Source organism: Microbacterium sp. NPDC079176, from assembly GCF_040686675.1.
In the GTDB taxonomy this organism is placed as follows: domain Bacteria; phylum Actinomycetota; class Actinomycetes; order Actinomycetales; family Microbacteriaceae; genus Microbacterium.
This window is the reverse complement of sequence record NZ_JBFBLM010000001.1, coordinates 157,179-170,829: the sequence shown is the minus strand read 5'-3', so window position 1 is coordinate 170,829 and position 13,651 is coordinate 157,179. Positions and strand designations below refer to the sequence as shown.

At 69.0% G+C, this 13,651-nt stretch carries 15 protein-coding genes; 11 read left to right on the top strand and 4 right to left on the bottom strand.

Annotation, left to right across the window (positions count from 1 at the left end; all coding sequences use genetic code 11):
- Positions 1-63 precede the first annotated feature (63 nt).
- From AB0P11_RS00850 to AB0P11_RS00840, 3 genes are all read right to left on the bottom strand, one after another.
- The gene (locus AB0P11_RS00850) at positions 64-1,092 is read right to left on the bottom strand and encodes a proline/glycine betaine ABC transporter permease (RefSeq protein WP_363518882.1); all 1,029 of its coding nucleotides are present in this window, start codon (positions 1,090-1,092) and stop codon (positions 64-66) included.
- Positions 1,092-2,396 (bottom strand): glycine betaine/L-proline ABC transporter ATP-binding protein, encoded by a 1,305-nt coding sequence (locus AB0P11_RS00845; RefSeq protein WP_053098367.1) that lies wholly within the window; start codon positions 2,394-2,396, stop codon positions 1,092-1,094. Before AB0P11_RS00845 ends, AB0P11_RS00850 begins: the two co-directional genes overlap by 1 nt.
- A 433-nt stretch (positions 2,397-2,829) precedes the next feature.
- Complete coding sequence (locus tag AB0P11_RS00840; protein WP_363518878.1) at positions 2,830-3,951, bottom strand: methyltransferase; 1,122 nt, start codon at positions 3,949-3,951, stop codon at positions 2,830-2,832.
- 61 nt (positions 3,952-4,012) lie between these two features.
- Here AB0P11_RS00840 and AB0P11_RS00835 point away from each other — a divergent pair, with 61 nt between their 5' ends.
- The 8 genes from AB0P11_RS00835 (at position 4,013) to AB0P11_RS00800 (ending at position 10,395) form a co-directional block, all read left to right on the top strand.
- Entirely contained in the window at positions 4,013-4,669 is a 657-nt protein-coding gene (locus AB0P11_RS00835) for a TetR family transcriptional regulator (RefSeq protein WP_363518875.1), read from the top strand.
- Positions 4,666-5,649: an ABC transporter ATP-binding protein gene (locus AB0P11_RS00830; RefSeq protein ID WP_363518873.1), complete on the top strand. Its 984-nt coding sequence runs from the start codon at positions 4,666-4,668 to the stop codon at positions 5,647-5,649. Before AB0P11_RS00835 ends, AB0P11_RS00830 begins: the two co-directional genes overlap by 4 nt.
- Positions 5,646-6,446 (top strand): ABC transporter permease subunit, encoded by an 801-nt coding sequence (locus AB0P11_RS00825; protein ID WP_072590464.1) that lies wholly within the window; start codon positions 5,646-5,648, stop codon positions 6,444-6,446. Before AB0P11_RS00830 ends, AB0P11_RS00825 begins: the two co-directional genes overlap by 4 nt.
- A gap of 101 nt (positions 6,447-6,547) precedes the next feature.
- On the top strand, positions 6,548-6,946 hold the full coding sequence (locus AB0P11_RS00820) for a GntR family transcriptional regulator (protein WP_053098362.1): 399 nt from the start codon (positions 6,548-6,550) through the stop codon (positions 6,944-6,946).
- A complete protein-coding gene (locus AB0P11_RS00815) occupies positions 6,943-7,860 on the top strand; it encodes an ABC transporter ATP-binding protein (RefSeq protein WP_363518868.1) in 918 nt (305 codons plus the stop codon). Before AB0P11_RS00820 ends, AB0P11_RS00815 begins: the two co-directional genes overlap by 4 nt.
- Positions 7,860-8,546 (top strand): hypothetical protein, encoded by a 687-nt coding sequence (locus tag AB0P11_RS00810; protein WP_053098360.1) that lies wholly within the window; start codon positions 7,860-7,862, stop codon positions 8,544-8,546. Before AB0P11_RS00815 ends, AB0P11_RS00810 begins: the two co-directional genes overlap by 1 nt.
- A gap of 158 nt (positions 8,547-8,704) precedes the next feature.
- A complete protein-coding gene (locus AB0P11_RS00805; RefSeq protein ID WP_363518865.1) occupies positions 8,705-9,841 on the top strand; it encodes an aromatic acid exporter family protein in 1,137 nt (378 codons plus the stop codon).
- Positions 9,842-9,936: 95 nt separating this feature from the next.
- Positions 9,937-10,395: a GyrI-like domain-containing protein gene (locus tag AB0P11_RS00800; RefSeq protein ID WP_053098358.1), complete on the top strand. Its 459-nt coding sequence runs from the start codon at positions 9,937-9,939 to the stop codon at positions 10,393-10,395.
- A gap of 3 nt (positions 10,396-10,398) precedes the next feature.
- Here AB0P11_RS00800 and AB0P11_RS00795 read toward each other — a convergent pair whose 3' ends face one another.
- A complete protein-coding gene (locus tag AB0P11_RS00795) occupies positions 10,399-10,620 on the bottom strand; it encodes a hypothetical protein (protein ID WP_363518862.1) in 222 nt (73 codons plus the stop codon).
- Between the two features lie 150 nt (positions 10,621-10,770).
- On the opposite strand from AB0P11_RS00795, the gene AB0P11_RS00790 reads away from it, so the two are divergent.
- The 3 genes from AB0P11_RS00790 to AB0P11_RS00780 all read left to right on the top strand — a co-directional run bounded on the left by AB0P11_RS00790 (position 10,771) and on the right by AB0P11_RS00780 (position 13,636).
- Entirely contained in the window at positions 10,771-11,397 is a 627-nt protein-coding gene (locus AB0P11_RS00790) for a sigma-70 family RNA polymerase sigma factor (protein WP_233277273.1), read from the top strand.
- Entirely contained in the window at positions 11,394-11,876 is a 483-nt protein-coding gene (locus AB0P11_RS00785; RefSeq protein ID WP_056275923.1) for a hypothetical protein, read from the top strand. The genes AB0P11_RS00790 and AB0P11_RS00785 overlap by 4 nt, the downstream gene beginning before the upstream one ends.
- 185 nt (positions 11,877-12,061) lie before the next feature.
- Positions 12,062-13,636 (top strand): S8/S53 family peptidase, encoded by a 1,575-nt coding sequence (locus tag AB0P11_RS00780; RefSeq protein WP_363518858.1) that lies wholly within the window; start codon positions 12,062-12,064, stop codon positions 13,634-13,636.
- Positions 13,637-13,651: the final 15 nt, after the last annotated feature.

Here is a 13,651-nt window from a genome sequence, read left to right as displayed (position 1 = left end):
GTTCCGTATATATAGGTGCTGTGTTGCTGTGTACTGCGTGTTCTCTTGTGCGGAAGGGATGAGTCAGTGCACGCCGCCGCCGACAGGGGCGCGGCGCGGGGAGGCCTTCAGTCGCTCGGCCTCGGCGTCGGCATCCAGCGCGTCGGCCGCGTCGGCCGATGCGGGAGCGGATGCCGTCGCCGTCGTGTCCGCCTCGGCGGATGCGGCATCGAGACGCTTCTGCGTGCGGCGACGCGCCAGCATCCCGAGCAGCGACGAGCGGTTGCTGCTCAGGTCGCCGAGGGCCGCGGTGACGCGGTCGAGGAAGACGGCGATGAGCACGACGCCCAGACCGGCTTCGACGCCCTTGGCGATGTTGATGGTCGAGATCGCCTCGACGACGATCTTCCCGAGGCCGTCGGCGCCCGCCATACCGGCGATGACCGCCATCGACAGCGCGAGCATGATGACCTGGTTGACGCCGGCGAGGATCGTCGGCATCGCGAGCGGGAGCTGGATGCCGCGCAGGATCTGACCCGGCTTGGCGCCGAATGCCTGACCGGCCTCGACGGTCTCGGAGTCGACTCCGCGGATGCCGAGCTCGGTCAGTCGCACACCCGGAGGCAGCGCGAAGATGACGGTGGCGACGAGACCGGGCACGACGCCGATGCTGAAGAACACGATCGCCGGGATCAGGTAGACGAACGCCGGCATCGTCTGCATGAAGTCGAGCACGGGCTTGAGCACCGCGCGCACGGTGGCGTTGCGGGCCGACCAGATGCCCAGCGGCACCGCGATCAGCACGGCGATCACCGCGGCGACGAGCACGAGGGCGAGGGTCTGCATCGCGGGGACCCAGAGGCCCATGGCCACGATCAGACCGAACGAGACGATCGTCCCGATCGCGAGCTGCCACGAGCGCACGAGCCACGCGATGAACGCCGCGATCAGGATGATGACCACGAAATGCGGGCTCAGCAGGGCGCGGGTGAGGCCGTCGACCAGGAAGCTGACCACGAACGAGATGACGTCGAGCAGACCGTCGAGGTTCGTCTTGATCCAGTCGACTCCCGTTGCGACCCAGCTGCCGAGAGGAATGCGGAAACCATCCATCAGCGCACCTCCTCCGTCGTCGTCGCGACCGGCAGCGGCTCGGCCGTCCATCCGTCGTCGAGCACGGCATCGATCTCGGCCTGCGGCATCGGAAGAAGCGGCAGGGTGAGCTCGCCCGTGGCACCGGGGCCGGGGCCCAGGGCTGCGAGCAGGGTGATGCGTGGGATCACGCCGACGAGGCGCCCCTCGGCATCCACCACGGCCAGAGGCAGCGGCGATTCGACGGAGGGGATGAACAGGTTCATCAGCACCTCGTCCTTGCTGACGCTCTGCGGCGCCGGCTTGATGATGGAGTCGAGGGTCGACACCCCCTGGCGCACGAGCTTGACGGCATCGCGGTCGGTGACGATTCCCAGAAGCTTGCGGTCGCGACCGGTCACGTAGGTGGCCGACATGAACGCGTCGCGCATCTGGCGAAGCGCCGTGCGGGGGCCGGCGGTCTCGGCGACGACCGGGCGCGGGCGCTCCATGACGTTCGCGGCGGTGAGCACGCGAGCGCGGTCGACGTCCTGCACGAATTGCTCGACGTAGTCGTTGGCGGGGTCCGTGAGGATGTCCTCGGGCGTGCCGATCTGCACGATGCGACCGTCGCGCATGACAGCGATGCGGTCGCCGAGGAACATGGCCTCATTGAGGTCGTGGGTGATGAAGACGATCGTCTTCTGCAGCTTCTCCTGCAGTTCGAGGAGCTGCTCCTGCATCTCGCGACGGATCAGCGGGTCGAGGGCGCTGAACGCCTCGTCCATGAGCAGGATGTCGGAGTCGGCGGCGAGCGCACGGGCGATGCCGACGCGCTGCTGCATGCCGCCCGAGAGCTCGGATGGGAGCTTGTCGGCCTGGCCTTCGAGACCCACCAGGGTGAGGATCTCCTCGGCCTTCTTCAGTCGCTCGTCCTTGCCGACGCCCTTGAGCTCGAGCGGATAGGCGACGTTCGCGGCGACCGTGCGGTGCGGCAGCAGGGCGAAGTGCTGGAACACCATCGAGACGCGGTCGCGGCGGATCTCGCGGAGCCGTGACGACGGGATGCCCGTGATCGGGTCGCCGTTCACGATGACGGATCCGTCGGTCACATCGTGCAGGCCGTTGAGCATGCGGATGATGGTGGACTTGCCGGAACCGGAGAGCCCCATGATCACGAAGATCTCGCCGCGGTTCACGGTGAAACTGGCGTCGATGACGGCGGCGGTTCCTGCGTCGCCGACGGCGGATCTGCTCTCACCGGCCTTGAGTCGACGGACGGCACTGCTCGGATTCTTCCCGAACACCTTGTACAGATTGCGCGCTTCAAGAGCGATTTCGGACACGTTTCCCCTGCGGCTCGCCTTCGGGTGGCTGAGCCTGCTTCGGTTACGCCCGGGTGATCCTCCCGGCCGTTTCGAGTTGGAGCTGTGGCGGCGCGGACGGCGGATTTCGGATCCACCGCGATAGAGCATCGACCGTACGTCCACGCCTCTTCGCAGCACAGCACATTCGAAAGAAGGACGTGGTCGCGGACTGGTCTTCGGGCCGTCAGGCCCACCAACCAACGTAACGAAATGGCCGGTCAGGGGCAAATCCACGATCCCTAGTGCCGTTCAGTTTCGTCGGCTGACCGGGGGATTGCGCGGGTTTCGGACGCGGTCGCGGCGCGGTTCTGGTCGGCGATTTCGGTCGGCCGTTCGCGCCTGCGTCGGCCCGATCCCGAGCATTCGGCCGCGGGAAGTGCGTGTGACCGAACGACGCCCAGTCGGCGACGGATCAGCGCCGGATGCTGCGCGTGACCGTGAACTTCGGGGTGCGCGCGAGCTGCTCGGTCGCCCCGACGAGCCGGGTCAGTTCGGCGCGGTACCCGAGCGACGAGTTGAAGACCGTGAAGAGCTCTCCGCCGGGGCGGAGGATGCGGGCGGCGGCCTCGAACAGTCGGGTCGCAGCCCCGGTGTGCACGCTGCTGCCGAGGTGGAAGGGCGGATTGAGCAGCACGACGTCGACAGTCGCGTCGGCGATCTCCGAGCCGGCGTCGTCGTGCATGACGGTGACTCGATCGTCGACGCCGTTCGCGACCATCGTGGCGCGGGCCGAGGCGACGGCCGCCGCAGATCGGTCGGTGGCGATCACACGGGAGTCCGGGTGCGCGAGGGCGTAGGAGGCGGCGAGCGCGCCGGTCCCGCAGCCCAGGTCGACGACGATCGGAGCCGGGCTCGGCTGTTCATCGAGACCGAGCACCTCGAGCAGAACCCGCGTGCCGATGTCGAGTTTCGCCCCCGCGAACGCGCCGCCGTGCGCGACGAGCACGAGCCCGTCATGCCGCTCCGCGACCGGGAACGGCGGCTCAGCGGGGGCCGGCCGCGGCTCGGATGCGACCACCAGCCGCGACTTCCGCTCGGCGCGCTGCGCCTGCACCGTCTCGAAGCTCCGCGCGAGCACCTCGTTCTGCGTGATGGTCATGTGCTTCACGCGCCCGCCGGCGACGAGCGCCACATCCGGGGCGGCCCGACGCGCTACGGCATCGGCGATCTCCTCGAGCTCGGCGAGCGCCTTGGGCAGCTGCAGCAGCACGAGCCGCGCGCCGTCGAGCAGAGTGGAGTCGAGCTCGTGAGTGGAGAATCCCGTCAGCCCGAGCTCCTCGGCGTTGCGGGCGAGCGCGCGTCGCCCGGTCGCGAGGTCCTGATGCACGCGGATGCCGTCGAGTCCGGCGGCCGTGAGCGCGAGCGTGATCGCCCCGTATTCGTCGCCGATCACCGCGATCTCGCGCCCCGAGAAACCGGAGAAGTCCGGCGCCAGCGCGCGCTCGACGAGCAGCAGGTCGGTCGCGTCGTGCGCCTGCAGATTGTCGGCCTCGACGTCGGGCCAGCGGCGCAGGCGGCTGTAGGGGAAGTCCACTCCTCCAGAGTACGAGCGACCCCTCTTGACCGCGGCTGAACATCTGTTTAGTGTGCTGTACATGCGTTCAGCTTCCGACGATCTCACCGCTCGTGCCCGCATCCGCGACACTGCCATCGCCGCCTTCGCGCGCAACGGCTTCGATGGCACCAGCCTTCGCGCGATCGCCACGGAGGCCGGAGTCAGCGCCGCGCTGATCGTGCATCACTTCGGCGACAAGAACGCCCTGCGCACGGAGTGCGACGACTATGTCGTCGGCGTCTTCACCGATGAGGAGCACGACCTCATCACGGCCCCGACCGGCGACCGCATCCGCACCGCGCTGAACGACCTCGGCCGGTACGGGCCCTATATCGACTACCTCGCCCGGATGCTGATCGACGGCTCTCCGGCAGCGGATCGGCTGTTCGACAGCTTCCTCGCGAGAACGCGCGATGTGCTCGCCGAGCAGCGCGAGGCGGGGATGCTCGAGCCCATGAGCGACCCCGAGATGACGACGCTGACCCTCACCCTGATCGGCCTGGCGCCGGTGGTGATGCGCGCTCAGATCGCCCGCGCCCTGGGCGCCGATCAACTGAGCCCTGCCGGGCTGCGACGCACGACGCTGCCCACACTCGAGCTGCTCACCCACGGCATCTATTCGACGACCGCGCTGCTCGACGGTGCGCGCGAAGCCCTCGGAGCAGAGGGTCCCGCCCCGGAAGGAGACGCATCATGACCGACACCATCGAGATCGAACGTCTGCACAAGCGCTTCGGCAGCCGCGTCGCGCTGCACGAGCTCGACCTCCGAGTACGTCCGGGAACCGTGTTCGGGCTCATCGGACCGAACGGCGCGGGCAAGACCACCACGCTCCGCACACTGGTCGACATCATCCGTCCGTCCTCCGGCACAGTGCGCATCCTCGGCGAGGACCCGCGTCACGGCGGTGCCGCTCTGCGGCGGCGCATCGGCTACGTGCCGGGCGAGCTGCACCTCGAGGGGCGCACGAGCGGACATCGGATGCTGGCGTTCTATGCCCAGGTCTCGGGTTCACGGGACTCCGCCGCGACCCTGCGCACGGCACGCGACCTCGGCGACCGTCTCGGCGTCGATCTGTCACGTCCGGTGCGCACCCTGTCGAAGGGCAACAAGCAGAAGGTGGGGCTGATCCAGGCGTTCATGCATCGTCCGGAGCTGCTGATCCTCGATGAGCCCACCAGCGGCCTCGATCCTCTCGTGCAGCGGGAGTTCCTGCAGATGGTCCGCGAGGCGAAGGATGCCGGGCAGACCGTGCTGCTGAGCTCGCATGTGCTCAGCGAGATCCAGCAGACCGCCGACGAGGTCGCCGTCCTCGCGAACGGACGGGTCGTCGCCGACGGTGACGTCGCCTCGCTGCGACTGGGCTCGATCCGCCGGGTGCGCGTCGAGCTCGCGACGACGGATGCCGCGGCCGCGCGCGCCGGCTTCGACCGGGTACCGGGGCTCACCGGCATCGACGCGCACGATGCCGACGGGATCCTGCAGCTGTCCGGCACGGTCGACGGCGCGATCGACCCGTTCATCAAGGCGCTCGCGCCGTTCGAGGTGCGCGACCTCACCGTCGAGGAGCCGGACCTCGAGGAGTCCGTGCTGCGGCTCTACGGATCCTCTGTCACGCCGGCGTCGACCCGACCCGCGACCCGACGATCGCGGCGCGACAGGGGGGAGCAGCGATGAACGGCATCCTGCCCGTGTTCCGACGCAGCCTGCGCGAGTCCTGGCGAAGCCTGCTCGGATGGACCGCCGGCCTCGCCGCGGTGCTGTTCCTCTATCTGCCGCTGTACCCGAGCCTCGCCGGAGACGGCCAGCTCGAGGCCATGATCTCGTCGCTGCCGAAGGAACTCGTCGACACCCTCGGGTACGACCAGATCGCGACCGGCGCCGGATACGCGCAGAGCACGTTCTTCGGCCTGATCGGCTTCCTTCTGCTGACGATCGCAGCAGTGACGTGGGGGTCGGCGGCCATCGCCGGCGCGGAGGAGAGCGGACGGGCCGAACTCGACCTCGCGCACGGCATCGGCCGCGGCCGGTATGCGCTGGAGTCGGCCTTCGCCGTGCTCGTGCGACTGCTGTGGCTCGGCGTCTTCTCGGGGCTCGTCGTCTGGGCGTTGAACGACTCGGCCGAGCTCGGCCTCGACGGCTGGCGCATCGTCGGAGCGAGCGCCGCGCTCACCGGACTCTCGTTCCTCACGGCATCCGCCGCCCTGCTCGCCGGCGCAGCGACGGGTCGCCGCATCTGGGCGACCGGCGCCGGCGCAGGGATCGCCGTGCTCGGATACATCCTGCAGGCGTTGGCGAAGCAGTCCGATGACCTCGAGTGGCTGAACGCGCTCTCGCCCTACGCCTGGGTGTACCGTCAGCCGCCCCTCGCCGAGGGCGTGGATGCCGGTGGACTCGCGCTCACCTGGGGCCTGGCCGTGGTCCTCGCCGCAGCTTCGGCCGTCGCGCTGCGCGCCCGGGACCTGCGCGGCTGAGCGCTCCTCACCGCACCTGCCTGCCTGAAACAACTGTTGACACACCCGCGGTTCAGTGGTTACCTAGTCGAGTAACTAACCCATTAACCAGCGGAGGACTCGTGATCGAAGAAGGCAAGCCGCTCTTCCTCCAGATCGCCGAGCAGATCGAGGACTCGATCCTCGACGGCTCTCTCGAGGAGGAATCGCAGGCGCCCTCGACGAACGAGCTCGCCGGCTTCTACCGGATCAACCCCGCGACGGCAGCGAAGGGAGTCGCCATGCTCACCGACAAGGGAGTGCTCTACAAGCGCCGCGGCATCGGCATGTTCGTCGCCGCCGGGGCGAAGGATCTGCTGCTCGGCGAGCGCCGTGCCGCATTCGCCGACCGCTACATCGAACCGCTCATCGCGGAGGCCCGCACACTGGGCCTCGGCTCCGACGACCTCGTCGCGCTGCTGCACGAGCGCGCGACCCAGACACAGCAGAAAGACCAGACAGAAGGGAAGACCACCGCATGACTGCCGTCATCGAGGTCCAGAACCTCACCAAGCACTACAAGGAGAAGAACGCGCTCGACGACGTGTCGCTCAGCCTCGAGGGCGGCGCGATCTACGGACTGCTCGGCCGCAACGGCGCGGGCAAGACCACGCTCATGTCGATCCTGACCGCGCAGAACTTCGAGTCGTCCGGCACCGTGCGCGTCTTCGGCGAGCACCCCTACGAGAACACGCACGTCCTCAACCGGATCTGCTTCGTGCGCGAGAGCCAGAAGTATCCGGATGACGCCTACCCGCGTCACGCGTTCAAGGCGGCCAGCCTGTTCTTCCGCAACTGGAACCAGGAGCTGGCCGACGAGCTCATCGAGCAGTTCCAGCTGCCGATGAAGCAGACCATCAAGAAGCTCTCCCGCGGACAGCTCTCGGCCGTCGGGGTCATCATCGGCCTGGCGTCGCGCGCCGAGCTCACCTTCTTCGACGAGCCGTACCTGGGGCTCGACGCGGTCGCCAGGCAGATCTTCTACGACCGCCTGCTCGAGGACTATGCCGAGCACCCGCGCACGATCGTCCTCTCGTCGCACCTGATCGACGAGGTCTCGAACCTCATCGAGAAGGTCATCGTGATCGACAACGGCAAGATCCTCCTCAACGAAGACACGGATGCCGTGCGCGACCGCGCCGTCACCGTGGTCGGCGATGCGGTCAAGGTCGACGCGTGGGCGGCAGACCGTGAGGTCCTGCACCGCGAGGCGCTCGGCCGAGTGGCATCCGTCACCGTGCTCGGGGCGCTGTCGGCCGCCGAGCGCGCCGAGCTCACGGCATCCGGTCTCGATCTGGCTCCGGTGTCGCTGCAGCAGCTGATCGTCCGTCTCACCCAGAAGGCCGAGGCGGGCGCAGCCAACAGGGCCTCCGTCGCGAAAGAGGAGGTGCGCTGATGCGACGCACACTCAACGTCATCCGTCTGCAGCTCATCAACCGTCAGACGTTCATCTGGGTGCCGCTGATCATCCTCGGCTCCGCGGTCGTGATCTCGGTGCTGATCTACGCGATGATCCCCGTCGACACCCCCAAGTACGGCGGTGGCGGCCAGGCTCCGCTCTGGTACTTCTTCGCGATCGGCCTCTCGGCCATGACACTCACCTTCCCGTTCTCGCAGGCAATGAGCATCACGCGGCGCGATTTCTTCTTCGGCACGCTGCTCACCGCGATCCTCGGCAGTGCGCTCATGGGCGTCGTCTTCCTGATCGGCGGCGGAATCGAGACGCTGACGAACGGCTACGGCGTGAACGGCTACGTGTTCTACCTGCCGTGGCTGTGGGAGGCGGGTCCGCTCGGAGCGTTCACCGTTTACTTCACGCTCGCCCTGTTCCTGTTCGTGGTCGGCTTCACCGGTGCGACGATCTACAAGAGCTGGGGACCCACCGTGCTCACGATCGCGGGCGTCGGGCTCGGTCTCGTGCTCGTGGGTCTCGCGTTCCTCGCGACGAGGCTCGAGCTGTGGGACGAGGTGTGGCGGGGCATCCTCGACGCCGGAGCTCTCGGTCTCGCACTGTGGGGTCTCGTCGTGACCGCGGTGCTGGCGGGCATCTCGTTCCTCGCGTTCCGCCGGGCCATCCCCTGATCACCCGCTGATCACTCGACGCCGGTCGCTCCGAAGAGGGGCGGCCGGCGTCGACGCGTCGCGACCGCTACTCGCCCTCGCCGCCGGACGCAAGCACATGCGTGAACGGATGCCGAGCGGCTAGCGTCACCCTTCGGGGAGGATGACGAGAGGATGCCGTGACGAACATCAGGACACGAGTGCGCGCGCGCCGTCCCGGCATCGTGCGCTCACTGCGCGAGGCGGTCGACCCGGCCCGGCTGCTGCTCGTGGCCAAGACCGCTCTGGCTGTCGGACTCGCGTGGCTGATCGCCCCGCACATGCCCGGCGTCACCGACGAGTACCCGTACTACGCGCCGCTCGGCGCCCTCGTGAGCATGTATCCCACGCTGATGGGGTCGGTGCGGTCGGGGCTGCAGACCCTGCTCGGACTCGCCACCGGCATCGGGCTGGCAGCGATCGTCGTGCTCACCGTCGGCCCGACGTGGTGGACCATCCCGGCCGTGGTCGGCATCGGCGTGCTGGTCTCGGGAACGGGGTGGTTCGGCGTCGGCCGCGAGTACGTGCCCATGGCCGCGCTCTTCGTGCTGATCATCGGCGGCCAGAATGCTGACGACTACTCGATCGGGTACCTGGTGCAGACGGCGGTCGGCGTCGTCGTCGGACTCCTCGTCAACCTGGTGATCGCGCCGGCGCCGCTGACCCTCGCCGCCGCGGCCAAGGTCGACGCGTTCCGCACGCAGCTGAGCGAGCACCTGCACGACATCGGGTCGGCGGTCTCGGAGTCGTGGCCGCCCGAGCACCAGCAGTGGGCCGATGATGCGGCCTCACTCGCCGACACGACGGCGGAGCTGCGCACGGCCCTGTCGGAGGCCGACGACAGCCGGCGAGGCAACCCACGGGCGCTGGGACGACGGGGGGAGACGCGACACATCCACGCCGAGCTCGCCCGGCTCGACAGGATCGCGCATCTGATCCGCGACATCTCGGACGAGATCGCCGACACCATCTGGGATCGCCCAGGGGCTCTGGTGCTCGACGCGGCGCTGCCCGAACCGCTGTCGAACGCGTGCCATGCCGTCGCCGAGGTGATCGCCCAAGAGGATCCCCTGTCGCCCGAGGATCACCGGGTCAGGGGTGAGGCCGCGCGCGCCGTGAGGCTGCTGCTCGAGACCGTCGACGACCGGACCATCGACGCCCGCCGCTCGATGGGGCCGGGAGTGCTCGCGGCCATGCACCTGCGGCGCATCCTGATCCTCAGCGGCCACCGCGACGAGGACGAAGACGAGGACGAGTCGGACGACGAGGCGGGATAGTCGGATCCGGCGAGCGACCGGATCGACGACGGTAGCCGATGTCCGTGCCCCTGCGTAGGATCGGCGGCACGCACCCACGACCTGAGGAGACGACGATGTCCGCCGAGCAGATCACCGAGAAGCCCCTTCCCTACGTCCGCCTCGCGGCGCTGACCCAGAGCGTCGCCTCACAGCCCGAGGTCGCGGGGGTGGTGGGTCCGCTGTTCGATCAGGTGGCCGATGCGATCGTCGCGTCGGGCGGAGAGCCGGGGCTCCCGATCGCGGAGTACGACATGAACAAGCACGGCGTGCGCATCACGGTCGGCTTCACCTATGACGGGCCGGCGATCGACGGGCTCGTCATCGTCGAGCTTCCCGCCGTCGACGATGCGTTCACCGCCACACACCTCGGCACCATGGCGACGATCGATGACAGCTGGCATGCGCTGAATCAGGCGATCGCCGCGCACGGGGCGACGGCGCAGGGCGCCTGCCGTGAGGTGTATCTGCAGTCGGAGTCCGAAGATCAGGCCGACTGGATCACCGAGCTCCAGCAGCCGGTCACCCGCAGCTGATCGTCAGAGCGCTCCGGCGAGCGCCGCGATGCCGACGATCACCGAGACGAGCGCGAGCACCAGGGCGATCGCGATCAGCACGGCGTGCACCTTGAGGAACGCCGTCGCCTTGCCGTCGGTATCCCGTGCCCGCGGGTCGGTCGCGACGCGCTTGTAGAAACGGGGCCACACCAGCACGTTGAAGGCGGCGTTGAGGAAGAGCACGACGGCGAGAGCGATCACCACTCCACGCTAACGCCCGCGGCACGGGTCGCCGGACACCCGGCATCCGTCTCCCCGGGACGGAATCCCGCCAGAACCCCGAAAAAACATACCGAGTCCATGTATCAGGAGCCTCTTGCCGTGCTCCTTACCGGTGTGATCACAATGGGACTCATGATCGACGGCGCACCCGACGGCGCCGCCCTCGATCCTGCACCGGACGACGGAGCAGCACGCTGGAGGCGTGCCGCCGAGTTCTTCGACGCATGGCGGGACGGCGAGAGCCGCGCGATGGACGACCTCGTGCGGCTGATGACGCCTGTGCTCTGGCATGTCGTGCGCGCCTACGGACTCGACCGCACACTGGCCGAAGACGTCGTCCAGACGACGTGGCTGCAGCTGGTTCGCGGGCACCGCTCGATCAGTGATCCGAAAGCGGTGTCGGCCTGGCTGACGACCACCGCTCGCCGCGAGGCCTGGCGGGCCGGGAAGGCCCAGAACAGGGTCGACACGACCGAGTCGGATGCTCTCGACGCACTGCTTCCCACGCAGCAGTCGGCCGAGCACCACGCCACCGTCGGCGACGAGAAGCGACGGCTGTGGGCAGCGGTTCACCTCCTCGCCGACCGATGCCAGCGACTGCTGCGAGTGATCGCCTTCGAGGAGCGACCGGACTACGCCCGCCTCGCCGCCGATCTCGCGATGCCGGTCGGCAGCATCGGCCCCACCCGCCAGCGCTGCCTCGCGAAGCTGCGCGAGCTGCTCGACGCACCGACACCACGAACGGAGGGCAGCTCATGAGCGAGAACGATCGCGCCAACGGCGGCGACAACCATGAGGATGCCGAGCTGTTCGCGCAGCTGCGTTCGCTCTGGCGTGACGTCGACCCGATGCCGGCCGCCCTCATCGACCGCATGATCGCGGCCGTGGCAGCCGAGGGGCTGTCGGAGGAGTACGCGCTGCTCACCCTCATCGAGGAACCGCTCGGAGCCGTTCGCGGCGACGCCGACGCGCTCACCCTGCAGTTCAGCGACGGCACGACCAGCATCCTGCTGCACGTCACGCGCACGGCGAGCGGTGCGCACCGGGTCGACGGCTGGGTCGACTCGATCTCGGGTGCGATCGAACTGGCTCAGGGCGAGAGCATCCGCACGACGACCGCGAACGACACCGGCCGCTTCCTGTTCGACGACGTGCCCGACGGGTTGACCCGCGTGCGCCTGAGCACCACGGTCGGCGACCAGGAGCGCACCCTGTCGACCCCGCAGTTCGAGTTGTGATCCACCGCGGGGCGACCCGCGTATGACGGGGCGACCCGCGCACACCACCGCTGGGCGACTCCCGCACCACGCAGGACCTCACTCACCGGAAGCGGGCCGACCCGCACACACCGCGGGGTCCCCCGCACAGGACGCGGGCTCATCCCGCAGAGGACGCGGGTCCGCCCGCGAGGAGAGGATCGACGATGGAGCAGCCCAAGGGGTGGAGCTGGCAGGACCGGGCCGAGGGATCGATCAGACGGGGGACGGCGCTGGACCCGTCGGTCGAACCCGTCGAGGGCGTCAGGGCGTTCCCCACCGCATATCTGCAGGAGCGGCTGCTGATCACGCAGGATCAGGAGAATGGTCAGGAGGAGTACGACGAGGAGATCCGCGAGCTGCGCGATGCAGCCGGCTCGTTCGGCTGGATGCTCGAGATCGATTCGCCGGATGCTCTGCGCGCGGCTGATTCGCTGGTCCCCGGCGTGCCGGGGTTCCTGCGCGCTCGCCTGACCACTCCCGACGAGCCGACCCGCGGCGAGTCGCCGGTGCCGCCGGACGCCTGGCGCGTGCTGCAGCGCGCGCGGCGCAGCTCCGGCACGTCGATGCCGCGAACCAGCCTCGAGCATGTGCTGTCGATCGACCCCGTCGGACTCAACCCGTTCAGCCGAACGAATCCCTTCAGCCGCACCAACCCGTTCAGCCGCACCAACCCGGTGCGCGGCGCGGGCGGAGGGGCCGGAGGCAGCGACGACTACCTCGAGCCGGGGCGCGGCGCGCGCCAGCCGGTGACCTGGCTCGGACCGGCTCCCCGGCGCACGGCGGCCCCGAAGCGCGGCCGACGTCCGGTGGTGGCGGTGCTCGACACGGGATGCGGTGTGCACGACTGGCTGCCGGACGACATCGTCACCCGCCACATCGAGATCGACGGCGTGCCGATCGGACTCACCGACGACGCAGACCCCGAGGTCTATCCGGATCTCTACGGGCAGCTCGACGGCGAGATCGACGCCGTCGCCGGGCACGGCACGTTCATCGCGGGCATCATCCGTCAGACGGCGCCGGATGCCGACATCCTGTCGATCCGCATGGCCGGCGCACTGGGCGTGATCGACGAGAGCACCTTCCTGACGACCGTCGCGCAGGTCGTCGAGCTGCTGCGGCGACACCGCGAGGACCCGTCGACCGGGCATCCGATCGACGTGCTCAACCTGTCGCTCGGGTACTACCACGAGACCCCGGTCGACGGTCAGTTCAGCCGGACCCTCGACGCGCTGCTCACCGCGGCGCGAGAGCTGGGGTGCGTGGTGGTGTGCTCGGCGGGCAACGACGCGATCGACCGGCCGTCGTTCCCGGCATCGCTGTGGCCGTGGCCCGGTGCCGACAACGGCATCCCCCGTGATCACGCTGCGCCGCATGTGTCGGTCGGGGCTCTCAATCCGTCGGGCCGCTCGGTCGCGCTGTTCTCGAACGTCGGCCCCTGGGTGCAGGTCTACGCCCCCGGCGCCGCCGTCGTGAGCACGTCACCGGCCTTCGTCGGAGGCGAGCAGGCGACGACCAGAGCGGACGTCGACGGACTGCGGCGCGAGACGATCGACCCGGACGACTACCGCGGAGGCTTCTCGATCTGGAGCGGCACGTCGTTCGCGGCTCCGTATGTCGCGGGGCGCATCGCGGCACAGTGGGGCTCCGTGCCGCCACAGGGCGTCACGGCGGATGCTGCGGCCAAGGCCGTCTCCGCCGTGCTCAAAACCCTGCCTTCACCCGTGACGGGAGGGTAGCCGCGCGCGTCGGAT

Bases quoted from the DNA above. Each gene is read 5' to 3' on its own strand.
- AB0P11_RS00850 (WP_363518882.1), bottom strand. From the start codon at position 1,092: ATGGATGGTTTCCGCATTCCTCTCGGCAGCTGGGTCGCAACGGGAGTC.
- AB0P11_RS00835 (WP_363518875.1), top strand. From the start codon at position 4,013: ATGCGTTCAGCTTCCGACGATCTCACCGCTCGTGCCCGCATCCGCGAC.
- AB0P11_RS00830 (WP_363518873.1), top strand. From the start codon at position 4,666: ATGACCGACACCATCGAGATCGAACGTCTGCACAAGCGCTTCGGCAGC.
- AB0P11_RS00825 (WP_072590464.1), top strand. From the start codon at position 5,646: ATGAACGGCATCCTGCCCGTGTTCCGACGCAGCCTGCGCGAGTCCTGG.
- AB0P11_RS00815 (WP_363518868.1), top strand. From the start codon at position 6,943: ATGACTGCCGTCATCGAGGTCCAGAACCTCACCAAGCACTACAAGGAG.
- AB0P11_RS00810 (WP_053098360.1), top strand. From the start codon at position 7,860: ATGCGACGCACACTCAACGTCATCCGTCTGCAGCTCATCAACCGTCAG.
- AB0P11_RS00800 (WP_053098358.1), top strand. From the start codon at position 9,937: ATGTCCGCCGAGCAGATCACCGAGAAGCCCCTTCCCTACGTCCGCCTC.
- AB0P11_RS00790 (WP_233277273.1), top strand. From the start codon at position 10,771: ATGATCGACGGCGCACCCGACGGCGCCGCCCTCGATCCTGCACCGGAC.
- AB0P11_RS00785 (WP_056275923.1), top strand. From the start codon at position 11,394: ATGAGCGAGAACGATCGCGCCAACGGCGGCGACAACCATGAGGATGCC.
- AB0P11_RS00780 (WP_363518858.1), top strand. From the start codon at position 12,062: ATGGAGCAGCCCAAGGGGTGGAGCTGGCAGGACCGGGCCGAGGGATCG.